Source organism: Streptomyces sp. NPDC059832 (assembly GCF_042731715.1).
GTDB lineage: Bacteria > Actinomycetota > Actinomycetes > Streptomycetales > Streptomycetaceae > Streptomyces.
Map to the genome: position 1 here is coordinate 169,917 of NZ_JBHWIY010000013.1, position 22,085 is coordinate 192,001.

A 22,085-nucleotide genomic window follows, 5' to 3' on the forward strand; every position below is an offset into this window, starting at 1 on the left:
CGGAGCAATTGGTTTTCTCCGCGAACGGTACTTTTCGAGCCACGGTCGCGAGGCGAACGGGCGGGCCGGGCGTCGTGGCACGCGCGTACCCGGCCCGCCCGTTCACATCGGCCGGTCAGGCCTTCTCGGGGTTCTCCGAGTCCATGCCGGAGCGGGCCTTCTTCCACTCACCGCGGGTGAAGTCCGGGATCTGCTGCGGCGCGCCCTTCGCCCTGATGGACAGATGGCTGAGCGGCACGGGGGACGTCCAGGTCGCCGCGTCGTACACGTCGAAGTCGGGGACGAGGCCGAGCCGCATGCACTGCATCAGCCGGAACACCAGCATGTAGTCCATGCCGCCGTGACCGCCGGGCGGGTTGGCGTGTTCCTTCCACAGCCAGTGGTCCCACTCCTGGTACTTGGCGAAGTCGCCCCAGTCGTCATTGGTGTGGTCGGGCTCGATGTAGATACGGGCGGGGTAGTCCTCGAAGACGCCCTTCGTGCCGCCGAGGCTGTTGATCCGCGAGTACGGATGCGGAGTGGACACGTCGTGCTCCAGCCGGATCACTCGTCCCTTGGCGGTCTGGACGAGACTGATCGTCCGGTCGGACTCGATATAGGTCTCCTTCCAGCTCGGGTCGCCGGCCGGCATGTTCTTCTCGCGGTACTCGGCGAGGCCGAGGGACGGGGAGCCGACGCTGGTGATGCTCACCGCACGGTCGCCGCGGTTGATGTCCATGTAGTTGGCGACCGGGCCGAACCCGTGGTTGGGGTAGAGATCGCCCCGCAGCCGGGTGTGCCAGAGCCTGCGCCAAGGGCCTTCGTAGTAGCCCGGGTCGAACATCAGGCCACGCAGATCGTGGTTGTACGCGCCCGCGCCGTGCAGCAGATCACCGAAGAGACCCGCATGCGCCATGCGCAGCACCCGCATCTCGTTCTGCCCGTAGCAGCAGTTCTCCAGCTGCATGCAGTGGCGTCTGGTGCGCTCGGACAGATCGACCAGTTCCCAGAGCTGGTCGAGCTGGAGAGCGATCGGACACTCCACGCCGACGTGCTTGCCGTTCAGCATGGCGGTCTTCGCCATCTGGAAGTGGAAGTCCCAGGGCGTCGCCACGTAGACGAAGTCGATGTCCCCGCGCCGGCAGAGGTTCTCGTAGTCGTCCTCACCATGGGTGTAGACGGCGGGTGCCGGCTGACCTGCGGCGGTCACCTTCGCGGCGGCCCGTTGCGCCTTGGCCTTGACCGGGTCGCAGACGGCGACGACCTGTACACCACTGACGGCGAGGAAGAGATCGATCATGCTGCCACCGCGATTGCCGAGGCCGACGATGCCGACCCGGACGGTGGAACGCCGGTCGAAGGGGACCCCCACCATGGTCCTGCCCTGGCGCTTCGGAGCGTCCGCCCGGTCCGCGGCAGCGGCTTCCGGTCCCCGGCCCGGGGCTGCGGCTGCGGTGGAGCTCCCGAGGGCACCGAGCCCGAGCCCGGCACCGGCCACTCCGGCGGTCGTCCACAGGACCGAGCGGCGGCTCATGGAGCCCTCGTCGCCGCCCTGCGTACCGTCGTTCTGCTGTGCTGCGTCGTTCATCGATCCTCCGTGAAGGGGGTCTGACGTGCGCGGCTGGTAATGAACCTCGGTAAGGACCTTGGTAGTTGGGTCTGTTGTCGCGCAAGAGGAGTGATTGGACTCCTGTTTCGAAACCATGGACTTTCGTACACACGCAAAAACGCCGGGCGGGCTCGAACGCATCGAGCCCGCCCGGCTGTCCAGGGCGGCTACGGGGACCGAACGGCCCAGGTGATCAGCGCACAACGGCTCCTGGCCGGGTGGCCCGTTCCAATTCCATCAGCACCGAGTAGTACGAATGACCTGTGGCCCTGTCCATTCCGATCTCGCACATGCGGTTGGCCGAGAGATAGGCGTCGTACGCGCGTCCGTTCACCTCGGCGGCCTCCTTCGCCGTGGCCGAGGCCGTCAACTCCTTGTGCAGCATGCCCCGGTCGCCCGCGAAGGCGCAGCACCCGGCGTCGTCAGGGATCACGACCTCCTCGGCGCAGGCCTGCGCGACCGTACGCAACTGCTCCACGTCGTCCAGATGCTGCATGGAGCACGTCGGATGCAGGACCGCCGAACCGGTCTTCCGGAGGACCGTCAGCTCCGGAAGCAGTTCGTCGGCCGCCCAGACCAGGGAGTCGACGACGGTCAGCTCCCGGTGCAACTCCCGGTTGTCGTCGGTGAGATACGGCACCACCTCATGGGCGATGCCCAGGGTGCACGACGAGGCGTCCACGACCAGTGGGAGCTTTCCGCCGGCCGTCCAGCCCCAGGCCGCCTCCACGATGCGGTTGGCCATCACGGCGTTGCCCTCGTCGTACCCCTTGGAGTGCCAGATCGTCGCGCAGCAGGTCCCCGCGACATCGTCCGGGATCCAAACCGGCTTTCCGGCGCGGGCGGAGACGGCGACGACGGCCTGCGGCAGCGACGGACCGCGGTGGCCCTCGGGGCCACCGAAGATCCGGTTCACACACGCCGGGTAGTAGACGGCGCTCGCCCCGACGCGGGAGGTGCGGGGCAGCTTCCGGGCGGCGGCGCCGGGAATCTCGGGCAGCCACTCGGGCACCAGATCGGGGCGCACGGCCTTGCGGGCGAGCGCGGTGATGGTCTCCAGCGGTCCGTCCCCGAGCCGGTCGCCGATCCGGTCGGCCGCGGCCACCGCGAGCCGCGCAGCCGCCTCCACCGCCTTGAAGTTCTTCGCCGTGAGCGCCGCGATCCGCTCCTCGCGCGGCGAGTGGCGCCGGTGGCGGAAGTCCTTCATCATCGCGCCGGTGTCGATGCCCACCGGGCAGGCGAGCTTGCACGTCGAGTCGCCCGCACAGGTGTCGACGGCGTCATAGCCGTAGGCGTCGAGCAGCTGCGTCTCCACCGGGGAGCCGCCCGGCTGCCGCATCATCTCCCGGCGCAGCACGATCCGCTGGCGCGGGGACGTGGTCAGATCATGGCTGGGACAGGTGGGCTCGCAGAAGCCGCACTCGATGCAGGGATCGGCGACCGCCTCGACCTCGGGAATGGTCTTCAGCCCGCGCAGATGGGCCTTCGGGTCGCGGTCGAGGACGATCCGGGGGGCCAGGACGCCGTCGGGGTCGATGATCTGCTTGGTGCGCCACATCAGCCCGGTCGCCTTCGGGCCCCACTCCAGCTCCAGGAAGGGGGCGATATTGCGGCCGGTGGCGTGCTCGGCCTTCAAGGAGCCGTCGAAGCGTTCCACCGTCAGCCGGCAGAAGTCGTCCATGAACGCGGCGTAGCGGTCGACGTCGGACGGCTTCGCCGCGTCGAAGGCGAGCAGGAAGTGCAGGTTGCCGTGGGCCGCGTGGCCCGCCACGGCGGCGTCGAAACCGTGCTCCGCCTGGAGCCGGAGCAGGGCCTCGCAGGCTTCCGCCAGCCGGGAGGGCGGCACCGCGAAGTCCTCCGTGATCAGCGTCGTCCCCGAGGGCCGGGAGCCGCCGACCGCGGTGACGAATGCCTTGCGGGCCTTCCAGTAGCCGGAGATGACCCTGGCGTCGCGGGTGAACCCGTTGGTCACCGAGGGGACGGGCGCGACCAGGTCGAGCTCCTCGACGACGGCCGCCGCCGCCCGCTCGTACGCCTCCTGGCCGAGCTCGTCCGGGGCCCGGAACTCCACCAGCAGCGCCGCGGTCTCCTTGGGCAGTTCGGCCCAGTCCGCGGGCACGCCCTGGACTCTCACCGACGCGCGCAGCGTATTGCCGTCCATCAGCTCGACGGCGATTGCCCCGGCCTCGTTGAAGCGGGGCACGGCGGCCGCCGCCGCGGTCAGGGACGGGAAGAACAGCAGGGCCGTGGAGATCCGGCGGTCCAGCGGCAACGTGTCGAAGACGACCTCGGAGATGAAGCCGAAGGTGCCCTCGGAGCCGACCATCAGACCGCGCAGGATCTGGACCGGCGTCGAGCCGTCCAGGAAGGCGTCGAGGCGGTAGCCGTTGGTGTTCTTGATCTCGTACTTGGCGCGGATCCGGGCGGTGAGCTCGGCGTCCGCCTCGATCTCCGCCTTCAGGGCCAGCAGCCCTTCGCACAGCCGCGGCTCGGCGCGGGCGAGGTCCTCGTCCGCGGCCGGGTCGGCGGTGTCGACGACGGTGCCGCTCGGCAGCACGAAGGTGAGGGAGGAGACCGTGCGGTACGAATTGCGGGTCGTGCCCGCCGTCATTCCCGAGGCGTTGTTGGCGACGACCCCGCCGATCGTGCAGGCGATCGCGCTGGCCGGGTCGGGGCCCAGCAGCCGGCCGTGCCGGGCGAGGGCGGCGTTGGCCCGTACGACGGTCGTACCCGGCCGGATGCGGGCCCGCGCACCGTCGTCCAGGACCTCGATGCCCGCCCAGTGGTGGCGCACGTCGACCAGGATGTCCTCGCCCTGGGCCTGGCCGTTCAGACTGGTGCCGGCCGCCCGGAAGACGACCTCACGGCCCCTTCCGTGCGCGTACGACAGGACCGCCGAGATGTCGTCGATGTCCTCCGGGACCACGACGACCTGGGGGACGAAGCGGTAGGGACTGGCGTCGGAGGCGTACTTGACCAGGTCGGAGACCTTCCACAGCACCTTCCCCGGTCCGAGCAGGGCGATCAGCTCGCCGCGCAGCGCTTCGGGTGTGCCCTGAGCCTGCCGGTCCGGGACCCGGTCCACGGACGGCGTACGCACCGCTCCAGGGCGCAGTGCTTCCGGCTTCGGCTCCAGCAGTGGCATGTCGAGGTCTCCTCGGCGGTTCGGTTCGGTATCACGGTGGCGGACGTGCGTCGCCCGCCAGGGGCGAGCGCGTCCGCGCGGTGTCTAACAGCGGCGCTCCGGCATTCCGTCGACCAGAGCGGACAGCAGCCCGCCGAGCACCTCGCGCTGATCGGCGGTCAGTGGAGCCAGGATCTCCTCCGCGGCGGCCCGGCGCGCGTCGCGCAGCGACCGGAGGGTGGCGAGGCCCTCCTCCGTGATCTCGATGCGGACCACCCGGCGGCTGTCCGGATCGGGGGCCCGGCGCACCCGACCGCTCGCCTCCAGGCCGTCGACGAGGGTGGTCACGGCGCGCGGGACGACGTCCAGGCGCTGCGCGAGATCGGCCATCCGGGGCGGGCCGTCGTAATGCGCGACGGTGCGGAGCAGCCGGAATTGCGCTGGAGTGATGCCCATCGGCTCCAGTTGGCGGCCCTGGATCCGCTGGAGCCTGCGGGTCACCCGCAGCAGCTGCTCGGCGAGCACGCCATCGGCGTCGGAGGAGTCCATGGAGGGAACAATATCAGGACCCAGTTCATTGTGAGTATAGGTAACAATGAGCTAGGCTCTCAAAAATGCGCTCGCTCGAGCCCCTGCTCGCTTCCTGCTTGCTCGAGTCGCAGCCGCCGCACGCCCGACGAAGGAGCCCATGAAACCCGACGAAATCAACTGGACACCCCCGCCGAAGGACGCGAGCCGTCCGCCCGCCGAGGTGCGCCGCATCCTGCGCCTCTTCCGTCCCTACCGCGGCCGGCTCGCACTGGTCGGGCTGTTCGTCGGCGCCTCGTCGCTGGTGTCGGTCGCCTCGCCCTTCCTGCTGCGCGAGATCCTGGACACGGCCATCCCCCAGGGGCGCACGGGGCTGCTGTCGCTGCTCGCCCTCGGCATGATCCTCACCGCCGTGATGAACAGCGTCTTCGGTGTCCTGCAGACCCTGATCTCCACCACGGTCGGCCAGCGGGTCATGCACGACCTGCGCACCGCCGTCTACGCCCAGTTGCAGCGGATGCCGCTCGCCTTCTTCACCCGGACCCGTACCGGCGAGGTACAGTCCCGCATCGCCAACGACATCGGCGGCATGCAGGCGACCGTCACCTCCACCGCGACGTCCCTGGTCTCCAACCTCACCGCGGTCATCGCCACGGTCGTCGCCATGCTGGCGCTCGACTGGCGGCTCACCCTGGTCTCGCTCCTGCTGCTGCCGGTCTTCGTCTGGATCAGCCGCCGGGTCGGCCGGGAGCGCAAGCGGATCACCACGCGGCGTCAGAAGCAGATGGCCGCCATGGCGGCCACGGTCACCGAGTCGCTCTCCGTCAGCGGCATCCTGCTCGGCCGGACGATGGGCCGCTCGGACTCCCTCACCAGGGGCTTCGCCGATGAGTCCGAGAAGCTCGTCGACCTCGAAGTGCGCTCCAGCATGGCCGGGCGGTGGCGGATGTCCACGATCGGCATCGTCATGGCCGCCATGCCCGCCGTCATCTACTGGGCGGCGGGCCTCGCCCTGCAGTCCGGCGGACCCGCCGTCTCCATCGGCACCCTCGTCGCCTTCGTCTCGCTCCAGCAGGGCCTCTTCCGGCCCGCCGTGAGCCTGCTCTCCACCGGCGTGGACATGCAGACGTCCCTCGCGCTCTTCCAGCGGATCTTCGAGTACCTCGACCTCGACGTGGACATCACCGAGCCCGAGAAGCCGGTCCGGCTGGAGCGGATCCGCGGCGAGGTCCGCTTCGAGGACGTCGATTTCAGCTACGACGAGAAGAGCGGTCCGACCCTCAGAGGCATCGATGTGACCGTCCCGGCGGGCGGCAGCCTGGCGGTCGTCGGACCGACCGGATCCGGCAAGTCCACGCTCAGCTATCTGGTGCCCAGGCTCTACGACGTCACCGGCGGCCGGGTCATGCTCGACGGGGTCGACGTACGCGATCTGGACTTCGACACCCTGGCAAGAGCCGTGGGAGTGGTCTCCCAGGAGACCTACCTCTTCCACGCCTCGGTCGCCGACAACCTGCGCTTCGCCAAGCCGGACGCGACCGACGCCGAAATCGAGGCGGCGGCCCGTGCGGCGCAGATCCACGACCACATCGCCTCACTGGCCGACGGCTACGACACCCTCGTCGGTGAGCGCGGCTACCGCTTCTCGGGCGGCGAGAAGCAGCGCCTCGCCATCGCCCGCACGATTCTGCGCGATCCGCCCGTCCTGGTGCTCGACGAGGCGACGAGTGCCCTCGACACCCGTACGGAATTCGCCGTGCAGGAAGCGATCGACGCGCTCTCCGAAGGGCGCACCACCATCACGATCGCGCACCGGCTCTCCACCGTCCGCGACGCCGACCAGATCATCGTCCTGGACGACGGCCGGACCGCCGAGCGCGGCAGCCACGAGGAATTGCTCCAGCAGGACGGCCGCTATGCCGCGCTGGTCCGACGGGACACCCAACTCGCCCCCGCGACAAGCTGATGGGCAGGGGGGTGGGCGCGCCCCCGCCGAGGCCGGACACGCGGCGACGCCGCCGCTCCCGTGGGACGGGGAGCGACGGCGCCGGGCGGAGCAATGCTCAGACGAGCCAACCCACGAAGTGGATGATGCCGGCGAGCAGGTTGGTGATGACGTTCATTCGGCGTTTCTCCTTGTACGTGGTGCATATGTGGGACAGCACAGTCGCGGTCTGCAGCCCGTCGCTTGCGCCCTGTAATCATCCTGTGCCGCAGGGGAGTTGAGCAACGAATAGCGGAACGACCACGCGTTCGGGCGAACAACCGATCCCGTGTTCGCGTGTTCCCTTCATGGGATGCGGGCGTCGTGTCGTCCGGGCCGTGGTTCCGGAGGGCGGGATAGCGTGCCCGCATGGTGAACGAGTCCCCGGACACCCCGCCCCGTCGCACGTTCCGCCCGGCCCGGCGCGGCCGTCTGGCGCTGTTCATCGGCATCGTGCTCGTCCCGGTCGTGGCAGCGGCCGTGCTCGTGCCACTGCTGACGAGGGGGCCGAAGGTCGAGCAGGCCCGCTCGCTCGTGATTCCCGAGGGATGGCGGGCAGCCCAGGTGTACGCGGCGGTCGACAAGGCCCTCGCGGTCGAGCCCGGCACCACCGGGAAGGCCGCCGGCACGGCGGATCTTCCGCTTCCGGCCGAGGCGAAGGGCAACCCCGAGGGATACCTCTTCCCGGCGACGTATCCGATCACCTCCGACACGACCCCGCAGGGCCTGCTCAGGTACATGGTCGACACCGCGGTCGAGCGGTTCGGCGCGGACCACATCGCCGCGGGCGCTCGGCGCAACGGCGTCTCGGTGTACCGGACGGTGACGATCGCCGGCATCGTGCAGGCCGAGGCCGACACCGGGGCCGACATGGGCAAGGTCGCCAGAGTCGTCCACAACCGGCTGGCCCGGGGCATGCCGCTCCAGATGGACTCCACGCTCAACTACGCGCTGAACCGCAGCACCCTGCACACCACCGAGGACGACACGAAGATCGACAGCCCGTACAACAGCTATGAGCGCAAGGGGCTGCCGCCCACACCCATCGGGAACCCGGGGGAACAGGCGATGACGGCGGCGATCAACCCCACTCCCGGAGCGTGGCTGTACTTCGTCACGGTCGCGCCGGGGGACACCCGCTTCACCAGCAGCTACACCGAACAGCAGAGGAACGTGGCGGAGTTCAACCGCAACCGCCGCAGCGCGTCCGCCGGCTGAGCGCCCGCGCCGTCACACCATGGCGGGCGCGAGCGCCGCATCGGCCTCCGCCACCGGATCCTGCCCGTCCAGCAGCCGGCCGATCGCGCGTACCGCCGCCCGCCCCGCCCGGTTCGCGCCGATCGTGCTGGCGGACGGCCCGTACCCGACGAGATGGACGCGCGCGTCCCGTACCGCCCGGGTGCCCTCGACCCGGATGCCGCCGCCCGGCTCGCGCAGCTTCAGCGGCGCGAGATGATCGATGGCGGCCCGGAAGCCGGTGGCCCAGAGGATGACATCCGCCTCGACCGTCCGGCCGTCGTCCCAGGCGACCCCGCCGGGCGTGATCCGGTCGAACATCGGCAGCCGGTCCAGCACCCCCGTCTCGCGGGCGCGCCGCACCGCGTCCGTGAGCGGCAGCCCGGTCACGCTCACCACGCTCTGCGGCGGCAGCCCGCGCCGCACCCGCTCCTCCACCATCGCCACCGCGACCCGCCCCCGGTCCGCGTCGAACGGGCCGTCGCGGAAGACCGGCGGCCGACGCGTCACCCAGTACGTCTCGGCCGCCACCTCGGCGATCTCCATCAGATGCTGCGTACCGGAGGCGCCGCCGCCGACCACCACCACGCGCTGTCCGGCGAACTCGGCCGGACCCGGGTAGTTCGCGGTGTGCAGCTGACGCCCCCGGAAGCTCTCCTGGCCCGGGTAGCGCGGCCAGAACGGCCGGTCCCAGGTGCCGGTGGCGTTGATCAGGGCACGGGTGGCGTACGTACCCTCGGAGGTCTCGACGAGCAGTTGTCCGTCGGCGCCCTCACGTACCGCGCTCACCTCGACCGGGCGGTGAACCCGCAGGCCGAAGGCGCGCTCGTACCGGGCGAAGTACTCACCGATCACCTCGGAGGAGGGCCGGCTGTCGTCGGCTCCGGTGAGCTCCATGCCGGGCAGCGCGTGCATGCCGTGGACCTTGCCGTACGTCAGCGAGGGCCAGCGGAACTGCCAGGCGCCGCCGGGGCGCGGGGCATGGTCCAGTACGACGAAGTCGCGATCGGGCTCCAGACCGCTGCGACGCAGATGGTAGGCGCCGGACAGTCCGGCCTGTCCGGCGCCGATCACGACGACATCGACTTTGCGTGCTGCGGCCACCCCTAGGTTGTTCACGCTTCTACCAACTGTTCGGGGTGTGAGGATCTTCCCCGATCGACCGAGGTTCTTCCGGGCCGCCCGTTCCCACCTGTCCGTTCCCACCGGTCCGTTCCCACCGGCGGGCCTGCGCGACGACGCATCGGCCACCGGCCCGCCCGCCTCGGTGTTCCTCCCTCAGCGGCCCCCGGCGACCAGCAGCGGTGCCCCGCCCGGCGCGGACGCCGGCCGGCCGTTCGCGGCAGGCGCCCCGAGCAGCGGTGACGCGGGTACGGTCGACAGCAGGCCGCGTGCCGCCAGCTCGGGCGTGACGCCCTCGCCGAACCAGTACGCCTCCTCCAGATGCGGGTAACCCGACAGCACGAAGTGCTCCACGCCCAGTGCGTGGTACTCCTCGATCCGGTCGGCGACCTGCGCATGACTGCCGACCAGCGCGGTGCCCGCACCACCCCGCACCAGACCGACGCCCGCCCAGAGGTTCGGCGAGATCTCCAGCTTGTCGCGCGAACCGCCGTGCAGCGCCAGCATCCGCTGCTGCCCGACCGACTCGCTCCGCCCCAGTGCCTGCTGGGCGGCGGCGATCGTCTCGGGATCGAGGTCGCCCAGCAGCCGGTCGGCCGTCGCCCACGCCTCGCGCGAGGAGTCGCGCGAGATGGTGTGCAGCCGGATGCCGAAGCGCACCGTGCGTCCCTGCTCCTCGGCCAGGGCGCGGATCCAGTCGATCTTCTCCTTCACCGCGGCCGGCGGTTCGCCCCAGGTCAGATAGACATCGGCATGTGCGGCGGCCACCGGACCGGCCGCCGCCGACGACCCGCCGAAGAAGATGTCCGGCAGCGGGTCCGACGGCAGCGCGGTCAGTCCGCCCTCCACCCGGTAGTGCTCACCGTCGAAGTCGAAGGGCCGCCCGCTCCACGCGCCCCGCACCACCGAGAGGAACTCCGCCGTCCGTGCGTAGCGCCGGTCGTGGTCCAGCTGGTCACCGAACCGCCGCTGCTCCGTGGAGTCGCCACCCGTGACGACATTCAGCAGCAGCCGTCCCCGGGTGATCCGCTGATAGGTCGCCGCCATCTGCGCGGCGAGCACCGGCGAGATCACTCCAGGCCGGAACGCCACCAGGAACTTCAGCCGCTCGGTGTGCTGGGCCAGCGCCACCGTCGCCAGCCAGGCGTCCTCGCACCAGGTCCCGGTGGGCGTCAGCACGGCTTCGAAGCCCAGCTGCTCGGCGGCCTTGGCGATCTGCGCCAGATACTCGATGTCGGGCGCGCGCACCCCGCTCACCGGGGTGATCCGGTCCCGCCCGATCCCGCCGTCGGTGTACGCGTGCCGGTCGACGAGCGTGCGCCCGTCACCACCGGTGGGCAGGAACCAGTGCAGATGAACATTCATGACGAGGCCTTTCCGTACGAGCGGGGAGCGGTGGAGGACGGGGGCAGATCGCGGTTGAACCGGGTGTCGACGTGGTCCTTGAAGGAGAAGCGCCGCGGGATGAGCTTCAGATCGGCGAAGGTGTCGGCGATGGCCTGCTCGGAGGCGATCACGGCGGGATCGACGGCAACGGACACGCGGGTCCCGGAACTCCGCCCGACCGCGTCCAGGGCCACCTCGTAGGGCAGCGAGTAACGCAGCCCGGTCATGGCCCCGGGCAGCGCGCCCGGCAGCACCACATGCCGGGTCAGTCCCCACCGGCCGAGACCCAACGGCTCGCCGGCTTCGATGAGTTGGGCGTCGACTCCGCGAATGCCCGCGTACACGTTGAGATACAGATGAAAGGCGACCCCGAGCGCGATGAGCGCGACCTTCGGGGCCTCGCCGATCCCCAGCCAGATGATGAAGAGCGGGATCAGCCCGACCCAGGGAACGGTGCGCAGCATCTGCACGCTCGCGTCCACCAGATCCTCGCCGAGCCGCGAGAGCCCGGAGACCAGCGCGAGAGCCGTACCGACGACACCCCCGAGCACCAGCCCGGCAGCGACCCGCTGCAGCGAGATCCCCATCGCCGACGGCAGCGTCCCGTCGGCGATCAGATCCGATCCGGCGCGGGCGATGGTGCCGGGCGAAGCGAGCACATCGGCGTGCAGCACGCCGGTGGCGCTGAGTACCTGCCACAGCGCGAGCAACAGCAGCGGCCCGACGGCGCGCCGGAGCCAACGGGGCACGGTGCGCATCCGCACACCCCGCACGGAGGCCGGAACGATGGGCTCCAGATCGAGCGACCGAGGAGCGCCAGGAGCAGTAGTATTTCCGGATTCTGACGATATATCCGGTGCTGCGAGAGCATGGCCGATGGTCATGAGGGCTCCACGAGCAGTCCACGGGTGGGGGAGGCGCGCCGCGACCACGCGTACGCGAACCGCTGCCGCCGTTACGGCACGGGGATCACGAGGCGCGGTGGACGGGGCGGGGTACGCCGGAGCGCCCGGTCACCGGCGGAGGAAGCGCCGAAGAAACGTCAGCAGCCGCGGCGACACGCGGCGGAGGCCACCCGCAGCAGGTCGATGTGACCGCGCGAAGTGAGCAGGGCTGAACGGAGCATGGCGCTGAACGTAGCGATCCATGGCTGAAACGGTCAATGGTGTCTCGGCAAGTGGACGCGCGATCTCGCCGCGCGAGCGAGAAGATGGACGCATGCCCCATGCCTTCGCCACCAGCGTTCTGCACATCGCCACCGGAACGACGGAGACCGTCACCGATCTGACGTCCGACTGCGAGCGGTTCCTCACCCGGAACGCCGCCTCCAGGGACGGTCTCCTCAATATCTTCGTACCGCACGCGACCGCCGGCATCGCCATCCTGGAAACCGGATCCGGCAGCGACGACGATCTGCTGGCCACCCTCCACACCCTGCTGCCCGCCGACGGCCGCTGGCAGCACCGCCACGGCAGCGCCGGCCACGGCCGCGACCACGTACTGCCCGCCCTCGTCCCACCGCACGCCACGCTTCCGGTGATCGGGGGCCGGTTGGAGCTGGGGATGTGGCAGTCGGTGTGCCTGGTCGATACGAACCGGGACAATCCGGAGCGGCAGGTGCGGCTGAGTTTCATTGGTTAGACCGCGCATCGCCCTGCTGGCCGGCCAGAACGGCGGCTTCTGAGCCATGCGGTGCGGCGACGGTCCGGGAATGGCCCGGATCTTCATCCGCCGGCGAAGAGGTCGCCGGCCCTTCTGCCGGGGTGCCTGCGCAGCGCGGGCGGCTGCATCGGTACCACATGGCGCAGGTTGCAGATCGCGTCTTATGTGGTCCAGGTGGTTCATTCGAGGTGAGTGGACTCAGGTCAGGTCAATGCGGTCCAGAACCGTCGACGCTGTTGGTGATACGGGTGTGAGAGGTCACGGACGTCGTCGGCTCGTGCCGACGGGGTTCTGCGTGTGGCGATGGGCCGTACCGTGCGGTGTTCCACGACACGGCGAAGCCCTGCCATGCTTCTCCCGGGGGCTTCGTCGTGAGCGGCACGGGAGCAGCCCTGGGCTCCCTGTTCGTCACCCGCTTTGCTCTGCCGTACTGCCCTGCGGCTAGTTTGTGTCCAGAACAGGTACGCAGGCCCGTGGTGGCAGAAGTGCACGGGGGACGGGAGGTCGGGAAGAGTGTCGCTGCGCGGAGGTGATCCAGCCGAGATCGGCGGTTATCCGCTTGAGGCGCGGCTCGGCTCGGGTGGCATGGGCACGGTCTTTCTGGCCCGTACGAGCTCGGGGCGGCCTGTCGCGATCAAGCTGATCCACCAGCAGTTCGCGGGGGACGACGAGTTCCGCATCCGTTTCCGGCAGGAGGTGGCGGCGGCGAGACGGGTGAGCGGCGCGTTCACCGCCGCCGTGGTCGACGCCGCCCCCGAGGCCGAGCAGCCGTGGATGGCGACGACCTATATCGAGGGACACACGCTCGCCCAGCGGATCGCGGCGAACGGCCCGCTGAACGGGGCGGAGCTGAGGAGGCTCGCCATCGGGCTGGCGGAGGCGCTGCGCGACATCCACCGGGTGGGGGTCGTCCACCGTGACCTGAAGCCCTCGAACGTCGTGCTCTCGCCGGAGGGCCCGCGCGTCATCGACTTCGGCATTTCGCGCGCCGTGGACCAGCAGACGCTGACGATGACGGGGCGGGTCATCGGTACGCCGCCCTTCATGTCGCCGGAGCAGTTGCAGGCGCCGCGTGGTGTGGGGCCGCGGTCCGATGTCTTCTCGCTGGGGACGCTGCTGGTCTACGCAGCGACGGGCCACGGCCCCTTCGACGCGGACAGCCCGTACCTGACGGCGTACCAGGTGGTGCACGAGGAGCCGTCGCTGGATGCCGTGCCGGTGGCCTTGCGCGCGGTCGTCGAGCCGTGCCTGGACAAGGAGCCCGAGGGACGCCCCTCGGCGGACGAACTCCTCGTGCTGCTGCGGGACCTGCCGGCCGACCTCGGCGGGACCGGCGCGAACGGGGTCGGCACGGGCCGCACCCGCGACATGATCACCCAGCATCACTTCGCGACGCCGGCCACCCCGGCGCCGACTGCCCCGACCACAGCCCCGGCCGCTCCCGATACAGGGAGCGCCGGCACCCCCATCGGCCGCCGTCTGCGGCGCCGGTGGCGTCCTGTGCTCGCGGCCGCGGTCGCGGTGGCGGCGATCGGCGGGGGAGCCGCCGCGCTGAAGGCGGGCGCCTTCGGGGGGAACAGCGGCGACCAGGGCAACAGCGTCGCGGCGCCGGGTGTCGCGCTTCCGGACGGCTTCCGGCCGTGGCGCAAGACCGTGCAGGGCGGCCAGGAGGACATCCCCGACGAGCTGCGTTGCGTCGCGCGCGGCGACGCGCTGTTCTGCGGGGGCGGCGGTGTTGTCGCGGCCCGTATCAGGGCCTCGGACGGCTCGCGGGTGTGGACGGTGAAGAGTCCGGGCGTCCCCGTCCAGGGCATGCACCTGGTGGGCGCCACCGACGACACGGTGCTCGGTTACCGCTTCGCCGCCCAGGACGCCCCGCAGGGCCCTCCCAGTGAGGTGGTGGCCATCGACGCGAACAACGGCCGGGAGCTGTGGTCCGTGCCGTCCGGCGCCCAGTCGAAGGCCGTCACGGGCCGGACCCAGGACGCCATCGTGGTCGGCTCCGCCGTTGTGACGGTCGACGCTTCCAACTCCCGCTTCGAGGCCCGGGACGCGCACAGCGGTGCGGTTGCCTGGCAGACGCCGTTCCCCGCGGGCACACAGTGCGCTCCCGTCCCGGTGGGCCCGCAGCTCTTCGCGATGTGCGCGACGGATGCGGAGGTGGATGCCTCAGAGGTGCGCCACTCCACCCTGTACAGGGTCGACCGCGCCTCGGGGGCACTGGGCAGGCCCATCGCGGTCAACGGCCCCGCCGTGCCGATGGGCGTCGCCAACGGCAGGCTCGTACTCCTTCAGGGGCACATGGAGGGGCCGGCGCTGGCCGGCTACGACGGGGTGGCGCGGGTCGACCCGGCCTCGCGGAAGGTCACGTACTCCCGACTGGCCAAGACATACGCGGGGACGCCCGGCATGGCGGGCGGCACGCTCTACGTGAGCACGCAGACCGGCCTCGTCACGGCGCTCGACCCCGCGACCGGCCGGAAGAAGTGGCTCCGGCAGACGGGCGTGGAGGGCGCGTCGGGGCCCGTGGCGGGAGCCGACGCGCTGTATTTCAGCTCGGCCACCGGCCGGGTGGTCGCGCTGTCGCCGTACGACGGCAAACCTCTGTGGACAACAGATCCGCAGGCCGACGGTTTGACGGGCGAGCAGGGCGCAAGCCCGCGCGTGACCGTCGCGGGGCGTGCGGTGATCGTGGCCGCGGCCAAGAACACTCTCTTTGCCTTCGACGCGCAGAAGCCGCCGAAGTCGGGCTGACCCCGGCGGAACCGGCCGCCGGCCGCCTTCCTTGCCGTGCGGACACTTCAGCGGCTCACTCGGTCGTCTGCACAGCGAGGTCGCGTCTCGCACGAGTACGCCGCGCCCGTGGCGTTTCTGGAGCCAAGCGCTGTCCCGCAATCCCTGGCGGGCGTCCGGGGATTACGGGACAGCCCTCGGTGAATACTCGGTCCGCGTGGTCCCGCCGCAGTGCGCCACTCCGGATTTCGGCCGTCACCGTGACCGGTCTCATGACGCGTGCGGGCATTCGTTCTCCCACAGCAGTCCGCCACGTACTGTCGCTGGTGAAATATCGCTGTCATTGACAGGGTGCGACCGATCAATCGACCTCGCACGCCGACCTGTTCAAGGCAACCGGAAGGCGAACAGCCGCCCGATGCGCCATTGATTCGCGCCGGGCACGTGACGCCGTCTCGCCGCTGCACGAGAACTCCAAGCACGAATACGGTCACACGATCGATGCGATGTACGTGACAAGAGACGGTCTGGCCAAGGGCCCTGACACCCTCCAGTCCGTCGTGGCGTCGGTCGCCGGAACCCTGCATCCCGAGTCGACGGACGGACCGATGAACTGGGCGACCTGGCTCGACATCGTCCAGTCCGGTGTCCGTGTCCCTCTCGCCGAGGACGGGGCGATGACGGCGGTGGATCCGAGGAGCGCCGGGATGCCGATCGAGGAGGCGGCCGCGCGTGACGGGGCGGTCAGGTTCTCCCGCGCCAATCTCGACCAGTACTGGCGCAACAGGATCACCCTGTCCGAACAGATCCACCTGCACGACGAGGCGGCCCACCCGGTGTCCACGTTCGAGGTCGAGTGGATGTCCCTGGGGCCGGCTCGCCTGCTGGCGACGGTCCTCACCGGGCGCATCGTCTCGAAGTCGGAGGGCGGCGAGCTGGCCGCCGACAGGTCTCCGGAGTTCCGGCCGCACCTCACACAGGTGCTCGACGCCCGCAGGGGGGCGGACGTCACAAGGACATGGAGCCGCGGGGACCTGCAACGTTCGCTCGACCTCGCCCGCATCTGCGTGCGACTCGGCGCGGGGTAGGACGGCCAGACGGTGGAAGGTGACGGTGAGTTCCTTGGGTTCGGCGGTAGCCGGCTCGCCGTCCAGCAGCAGGACGCGGGTCCGGGCCCGAAGGCCTATGGCCGCGAGGCCGAGCTCGAACCAGGCGGCGTCGACGGAGAACAAGCCGGGTGGGCAGCGTCCGAAACCGGTGGTCCTGCCGTACCGGACGCGGTCCTCGACGGTGGCGTGTCCACGGTGGCGGACCTCCAGGAACTGGGCCGAGCCGCCGGAGTTACGGGGCGGCACGGGTGCGCCCGTCAACCGCTCGGCACGAGGTGACGTTGTCGCGCGTATTGCGACGCTCTGGATCGCTCCCCGCGGCACTGGGCGGTACGGCCTGAGCCGGGTCGCTGCACTGGAGGCCCGGTTCATCGCCCCACCCCAATCGAGCACATCGATATTGGCCGACCGGACAGCTCCCGCCGCGGCGCAGCTCACGATGCTGGGCAGATGCATCGACCGGAGGTTTCCGCCGTGACAGAACACCGCGCCGTGGTGAATCGAACTACTGGGCAGGAGGACGGCGCCCGGCCGGAGAGCCGGGAACGAGAGCGCGCGGCCGCGGTGATCGCAGACATCGAGCGGCTGGTGCGCTGCGAGTCCCCCTCGGACGACCTGGCCGCGGTCGCCCGCAGCGCCGAGCTGGTGGCCCGGATCGGCGCCGGTCACCTCGGGGCCGAGGCGGAGCGGGTGGTCATCGACGGATGCACGCATGTGCGGTGGCGCTTCGGCCGGACCCCGCGCGTGCTGCTCATCGGGCATCACGACACGGTGTGGCCGGTCGGGTCGTTGAAGAGCCATCCGTTCGAGGTTCGCGACGGAGTGCTGCGCGGACCCGGTTGCTTTGACATGAAGGCCGGCCTGGTGATGGCGTTCCACGCCTTGGCGGACCTGATGGGCACGGGGGCACGGACGAGTGTGTCCGGACCTGGGGCCGCGCATCCGCTGGACGGTGTCACCCTCCTCATCACCGGTGACGAGGAGCCGGGTTCGCCCTCGTCCCGGGAGCTCATCGAGGGCGAGGCCCGCTGCCACGCTGCCGCCCTCGTACTGGAGGCCGCCGGACCGGGTGGGGCCCTGAAGACGGAACGCAAAGGGGTGTCGCGCTACGAGGTGCTGGTTCGAGGACGTGCCGCCCACTCCGGCCTTGAGCCGGAGCGTGGCGTGAACGCGACGATCGAGGCCGCCCACCAGATCCTGGCCGTGGCCGCACTGGGCGATGCGGCACACGGTACGACTGTCACGCCGACCCGCCTGGAGGCGGGCACCACGAGCAACACCGTCCCCGCCTCGGCACGCTTCGACGTCGACGTCCGCATACGGGACGCGGCAGAGCAGCACCGGGTGGACCGAGCGATGCGCGAGCTGCGGGCCCGGTCGGCCGGCGCAGCCGTGGAGGTCACAGGTGGTCCGAACCGGCCGCCCTTGCAGGCCACCGCGTCGAAGGATCTCTTTGCGCGGGCGTGCCGGCTCGCGACGGACCTCGGGCTCGGCCCGCTCGCACAGGTGGCCGTCGGCGGCGCCTCCGACGGAAATCTCGCCGCGGGAGTCGGCACCCCCACCCTCGACGGCCTGGGAGCGGTGGGCGGCGGCGCGCATGCCGACGACGAACATCTGCTCGTCGCGGAGCTGCCGCGGCGGACCCGACTGCTCACCGCGTTGGTGGCCGACCTCCTGGCACCGCAGGACGGCTGTCCGCCCGGACGAAGCGGGAGCCCGCATCCTGTGCCCTCGAACCAGCTGCGCGAAGACCGGGGTTGAAACCATGACCTGCGTGACCGATCTCCTGCGCGACCGCACCGAATCCCCGCCCGTCGACGCGGCGTACGCCGCGGCTGAGACCGCCGCGCGCGTCGCGGGCGTCGGCATCCGTTCCCTGGACAGTGTCAGTGAGCTCGAGGCCGTTCGGCGTCTGTACGAGCAGATCTGGCGCACCGGCGAAAACAGTCCGGTGGTGACCGCCGACCTGCTGCGTGCACTGGCGAAGGCGGGCAGTTACGTCAGCGGCGCCTTCGTGGGGGACGAACTGGTCGGCTCCTGCTTCGGGTTCTTCTCCCCGCCGGCGCGCGCGGCCCTGCACAGCCACATCGCCGGGGTGCTGCCCCACGTGCGGCGGCGCAACGTCGGATTCGCCCTGAAACTGCACCAGCGGGCCTGGACGCTGGCGCGGGGTGTGGGCGAGATCTGCTGGACGTACGACCCCTTGGTGCGCCGCAACGCGTACTTCAACATCGCCAAGCTGGCTGCCGAGCCTGCCGAGTACCTGCCGGACTTCTACGGCCCCATCGACGACGGGATCAACCTCAGCGACGACAGCGACCGGATTCTGGTGCGGTGGCGTCTGGCGTCCCCGGATGCCGAGCCGGTCTGCGCCGGGCGGCCCAGACCGGCCGACGCGGAAGTCGCCCGGTCGCGCGGAGCGACCGTCGCCCTCGGAGTCTCCGCCACGGGCGCGCCGTCGGTGGGGCGCACGGGCGGCAACGCACGCACCGTACTGGTGGCCGTACCCGAGGACATCGAGGCACTGCGCGAGAGCGACCCGGCGTGCGCCGTGAGCTGGCGCACCGCGGTGCGGGACGTGCTGGGCGGACTGCTCGCCGACGGCGCGCGGGTGCGCGGCTTCGACCCGGCGGGCTGGTACGTCGTGGACCGTGGAAGCCCGACGCAGGTCGCCGGCGGCACGCGCCGGCACGGAACACACCACGACGAAGCGCCACAGGAGACAGCGTGAAGGTCACCGGAGTCGAACTGCGCACCATCAAGGCACCTCTCGTAGCCCCGTTCCGCACCTCGTTCGGCACCGAGACCGTGCGGGAGGCCCTCCTGGTGCGCGTCGTCACCGACGAGGCCGAGGGCTGGGGCGAGTGCGGCGCGGGCACCGCCCCGCAGTACTCGTCGCAGTACACGCACGCCGCCGCGGACGTCCTCAGCCGCTTCCTGGTCCCGGCGCTCGCCAGGGTGGCCGACCTCGACGCCCACCGGGTCGCCCCGGCTCTGGCCGTGTTCAAGGGGCACCGCATGGCCAAGGCCGCCCTGGAGACGGCGGTGCTGGACGCGGACCTCCGGGCCCGGGGAGTGCCCCTCGCACACGCCCTGGGCGCGGTCCGCGACAGAGTGCCGTGCGGGGTGTCGGTGGGGATCACGGAGTCGATCCCCGCGCTCCTCGACGCCGTCGCCGGATATCTGGACGCCGGCTATCTGCGGATCAAGCTGAAGATCGAACCCGGCTGGGACATCGAGCCGGTGCGTGCCGTCCGCGAACGGTTCGGCGACATCCCGCTGCAGGTGGACGCCAACGCCGCCTATCGCCGCGGCGACGCCCGCCATCTGGCCCGGCTCGACCCGTTCGCCCTCCTGATGCTGGAGCAGCCTCTCGCGGAGGACGACCTCCTCGGCCACGCGGAACTCGCGAAGCGCATCACCACCCCGATCTGCCTCGACGAGTCGATCGTCTCCGCCCGCGCCGCCGCCGACGCGCTCGCGCTCGGCGCCTGCCACGTGGTCAACATCAAGCCGGGCCGCGTCGGCGGCTACCTGGAGGCGCGGCGCATCCACGACGTCTGCGCGGCACACGGCGTCCCCGTCTGGTGCGGCGGCATGCTGGAGACGGGACTGGGCCGCGCCGCCAACGTGGCGCTCGCCGCACTGCCCGGGTTCGTGCTGCCCGGCGACACCTCGGCCTCCGACCGCTACTACCGGACCGACATCACCGCACCGTTCCACCTCGTGGACGGACATCTCGCCGTGCCGACCGGGCCGGGCCTCGGCGTCACCCCCGTCCCGGAGATTCTGGACGAGGTGACGGACTCGACGACCTGGGTGCCCGTCCCCTGAGGCCCGCACCGCGCCGGCCCGTTCGTCCGTGCGGACGAACGGGCTGGCATCATTACGTCATGCGCGACCAACTCCGATGCCGGTGGGCCGGGCTAGTTTCGGCCCCGTGCTCATTCCCGTGACCAGCCTTCCGCGAGCGAGCCTCGCGCGTGTCCTGGAGGAACTCGGTTCCACCCTGCTCGACGTGGTCTGCGGTGACGTAGAACGCGCCGAGGGCATCGGCGGCGTCGTCATCCACGACCCACTCGACGAGCCGGAACTCCCGGACCACGCACTGGTACTGGGCGTAGCCCTGCACGACCTCTCCGACATCGCCCGAGTCGTCACCCGCCTGGGGCAGCGCGGCGCCGCCGCCCTGGTGGTACGCGCGCCCATCACCGCCGACGAGGCGCTGATCGATGCGGCCGAGGCGTCGGGCGTGGCCGTGCTCTCCTTCGCCCGCGGCGCCTCCTGGACGCACCTGGCGGGGATGCTCCGGACGCTGACGACCGACAGCAACCGGCATGACATGGATGGTCACACGGCCGGCCGGATCGAGTCCGGCGACCTCTTCGCGGTCGCCAACGCGATTGCCGCGCTGCTGGACGCGCCCGTCACCATCGAGGACCGCAACTCGCGCCTGCTGGCTTTCTCCAGCCGGCAGGAGGACATCGACCCCTCGCGGGTCCAGACGATCCTGGGCCGGCAGGTCCCCGAGCACTACACGCGCATCCTCGAGGAGCGCGGGGTGTTCCAGGCGATCTACCGCAGTGACCGCCCCGTCTTCGTCGCGTCCCTCCCCGAGTCGGGCGACACGACACAGCCGCCCGAACTGCCGCGCGCGGCGATTGCCGTGCGCGCCGGGGACGAGATCCTCGGCGCGATCTGGGTGGTCGTCGCCGAGCCGCTGAGCGAGGACCGCAGCGAAGCGCTCTACGAGGCGTCCAAGCTGGTCGCGATGCACATGGTGTGGCAGCGCGCGGACGCGGACATGGAAAGGCGGCAGCGCGCGGAGCTGCTGGCCACCGCACTGGAGAGCGGCCCTGGATCACCCGAGGCGATCCGCCGCCTCGGCCTGAAGGACGAGCCCGCCGTCGTTCTCGCACTCACCGTCGTCGACGCGGCGAATGAACACCGGCTGCCCGCCCGTACCGCCACCGAACGCAAACGCCTCACTGACGCGTTCGCCATGCATCTGGCCGCGGTGCACCCGCGCGCCACCGCGGCGCTGATCGGCGACATCGCGTACGGCATCCTGCCCCTTCTTCCGCAGAACCGGCACGACGCCGAGGAACGGGCGGCCCGCATCGCCACCGAGTTCCTGGCCCGCGTGGGTTCCCGGCTGCGCCCCGTGATCGGCGTAGGGCCGTACGCCGAGGACAGTGCGGCGCTGGCCCGGTCGCGTACCGGAGCCGAACGGGCGTCGCGCGTCCTGCGGTCGGGAACCGCCGGGCAGCCGGTCGCCCGCCTGGACGACGTCCACGTCGAGGCGCTGCTGCTGGAGCTCGCCGACCTCGTCCCGCGCGGGGACCTGCCCAGCGGCGTCGTGGCACGCGTCATCGCCTACGACGAGATCCACGCGACCGACCTGGCCGAGACGCTGCGGAGTTGGCTCGACGCCTTCGGCGATGTCGCCACGGCCGCCGCCTCGATGTTCGTGCACCCCAACACGTTCCGCTACCGGCTTCGGCGCGCGGCGGAGGTCGGCCGGATCGACCTCAACGATCCGTCCGCACGTCTCTCGGCCATGCTGCAGCTGCACCTGATGTCGCTCCGGTCCGCCCCGGACGGCGGATGAAC

At 70.9% G+C, this 22,085-nt stretch carries 16 protein-coding genes and 1 pseudogene; 9 read left to right on the top strand and 8 right to left on the bottom strand.

The window, feature by feature from the left end; translation table 11 throughout:
* Nucleotides 1-115: 115 nt before the first annotated feature.
* The 3 genes from ACFV8T_RS24000 to ACFV8T_RS24010 form a co-directional block, all read right to left on the bottom strand.
* Nucleotides 116-1,567, bottom strand: a complete 1,452-nt coding sequence (locus tag ACFV8T_RS24000) for a Gfo/Idh/MocA family protein (RefSeq protein WP_385330858.1) — start codon at nt 1,565-1,567, stop codon at nt 116-118.
* A 214-nt stretch (nt 1,568-1,781) separates the two neighbouring features.
* Nucleotides 1,782-4,733 (bottom strand): FAD-binding and (Fe-S)-binding domain-containing protein, encoded by a 2,952-nt coding sequence (locus tag ACFV8T_RS24005; RefSeq protein WP_385330860.1) that lies wholly within the window; start codon nt 4,731-4,733, stop codon nt 1,782-1,784.
* A gap of 84 nt (nt 4,734-4,817) precedes the next feature.
* Nucleotides 4,818-5,261, bottom strand: a complete 444-nt coding sequence (locus ACFV8T_RS24010) for a MarR family winged helix-turn-helix transcriptional regulator (protein ID WP_385330862.1) — start codon at nt 5,259-5,261, stop codon at nt 4,818-4,820.
* Nucleotides 5,262-5,400: 139 nt separating this feature from the next.
* On the opposite strand from ACFV8T_RS24010, the gene ACFV8T_RS24015 reads away from it, so the two are divergent.
* Nucleotides 5,401-7,206 (top strand): ABC transporter ATP-binding protein, encoded by a 1,806-nt coding sequence (locus tag ACFV8T_RS24015; protein ID WP_385330865.1) that lies wholly within the window; start codon nt 5,401-5,403, stop codon nt 7,204-7,206.
* A gap of 387 nt (nt 7,207-7,593) precedes the next feature.
* Nucleotides 7,594-8,442 (top strand): endolytic transglycosylase MltG, encoded by an 849-nt coding sequence (gene mltG / locus ACFV8T_RS24020; protein ID WP_385330867.1) that lies wholly within the window; start codon nt 7,594-7,596, stop codon nt 8,440-8,442.
* A gap of 12 nt (nt 8,443-8,454) precedes the next feature.
* On the opposite strand, the gene ACFV8T_RS24025 is transcribed toward mltG, so the two are convergent.
* From ACFV8T_RS24025 to ACFV8T_RS24040, 4 genes are all read right to left on the bottom strand, one after another.
* Nucleotides 8,455-9,579 carry an NAD(P)-binding domain-containing protein gene (locus ACFV8T_RS24025; RefSeq protein WP_385330869.1) on the bottom strand — a complete coding sequence of 375 codons (1,125 nt, stop codon included), beginning with the start codon at nt 9,577-9,579 and terminating at the stop codon, nt 8,455-8,457.
* 159 nt (nt 9,580-9,738) lie between these two features.
* Entirely contained in the window at nt 9,739-10,947 is a 1,209-nt protein-coding gene (locus tag ACFV8T_RS24030; RefSeq protein ID WP_385330872.1) for an LLM class flavin-dependent oxidoreductase, read from the bottom strand.
* On the bottom strand, nt 10,944-11,852 hold the full coding sequence (locus ACFV8T_RS24035) for an ABC transporter permease subunit (protein ID WP_385330874.1): 909 nt from the start codon (nt 11,850-11,852) through the stop codon (nt 10,944-10,946). Before ACFV8T_RS24035 ends, ACFV8T_RS24030 begins: the two co-directional genes overlap by 4 nt.
* 158 nt (nt 11,853-12,010) lie before the next feature.
* On the bottom strand, nt 12,011-12,094 hold the full coding sequence (locus ACFV8T_RS24040) for a putative leader peptide (RefSeq protein ID WP_383991831.1): 84 nt from the start codon (nt 12,092-12,094) through the stop codon (nt 12,011-12,013).
* A gap of 92 nt (nt 12,095-12,186) precedes the next feature.
* On the opposite strand from ACFV8T_RS24040, the gene ACFV8T_RS24045 reads away from it, so the two are divergent.
* The 3 genes from ACFV8T_RS24045 to ACFV8T_RS24055 all read left to right on the top strand — a co-directional run bounded on the left by ACFV8T_RS24045 (nt 12,187) and on the right by ACFV8T_RS24055 (nt 16,451).
* Nucleotides 12,187-12,609, top strand: a complete 423-nt coding sequence (locus tag ACFV8T_RS24045; RefSeq protein WP_385330876.1) for a secondary thiamine-phosphate synthase enzyme YjbQ — start codon at nt 12,187-12,189, stop codon at nt 12,607-12,609.
* A 534-nt stretch (nt 12,610-13,143) separates the two neighbouring features.
* Nucleotides 13,144-15,384 carry a serine/threonine-protein kinase gene (locus tag ACFV8T_RS24050; RefSeq protein WP_385330879.1) on the top strand — a complete coding sequence of 747 codons (2,241 nt, stop codon included), beginning with the start codon at nt 13,144-13,146 and terminating at the stop codon, nt 15,382-15,384.
* Nucleotides 15,385-15,869: 485 nt separating this feature from the next.
* A complete protein-coding gene (locus ACFV8T_RS24055; RefSeq protein WP_385330882.1) occupies nt 15,870-16,451 on the top strand; it encodes an aminoglycoside adenylyltransferase domain-containing protein in 582 nt (193 codons plus the stop codon).
* Nucleotides 16,452-16,478: 27 nt separating this feature from the next.
* On the opposite strand, the pseudogene ACFV8T_RS24060 reads toward ACFV8T_RS24055, so the two are convergent.
* Nucleotides 16,479-16,697 (bottom strand): annotated as a pseudogene (locus ACFV8T_RS24060) (IS1380 family transposase); the annotation flags it as partial.
* 339 nt (nt 16,698-17,036) lie between these two features.
* On the opposite strand from ACFV8T_RS24060, the gene ACFV8T_RS24065 reads away from it, so the two are divergent.
* The 4 genes from ACFV8T_RS24065 (at nt 17,037) to ACFV8T_RS24080 (ending at nt 22,083) form a co-directional block, all read left to right on the top strand.
* Nucleotides 17,037-18,233 (top strand): M20 family metallopeptidase, encoded by a 1,197-nt coding sequence (locus ACFV8T_RS24065; protein ID WP_385331014.1) that lies wholly within the window; start codon nt 17,037-17,039, stop codon nt 18,231-18,233.
* 13 nt (nt 18,234-18,246) lie between these two features.
* The gene (locus ACFV8T_RS24070; protein ID WP_385330883.1) at nt 18,247-19,203 is read left to right on the top strand and encodes a GNAT family N-acetyltransferase; all 957 of its coding nucleotides are present in this window, start codon (nt 18,247-18,249) and stop codon (nt 19,201-19,203) included.
* Nucleotides 19,200-20,306 (top strand): o-succinylbenzoate synthase, encoded by a 1,107-nt coding sequence (gene menC, locus ACFV8T_RS24075; RefSeq protein WP_385330884.1) that lies wholly within the window; start codon nt 19,200-19,202, stop codon nt 20,304-20,306. The genes ACFV8T_RS24070 and menC overlap by 4 nt, the downstream gene beginning before the upstream one ends.
* A gap of 106 nt (nt 20,307-20,412) precedes the next feature.
* Nucleotides 20,413-22,083 (top strand): PucR family transcriptional regulator, encoded by a 1,671-nt coding sequence (locus tag ACFV8T_RS24080; protein WP_385330886.1) that lies wholly within the window; start codon nt 20,413-20,415, stop codon nt 22,081-22,083.
* Nucleotides 22,084-22,085 lie beyond the last annotated feature (2 nt).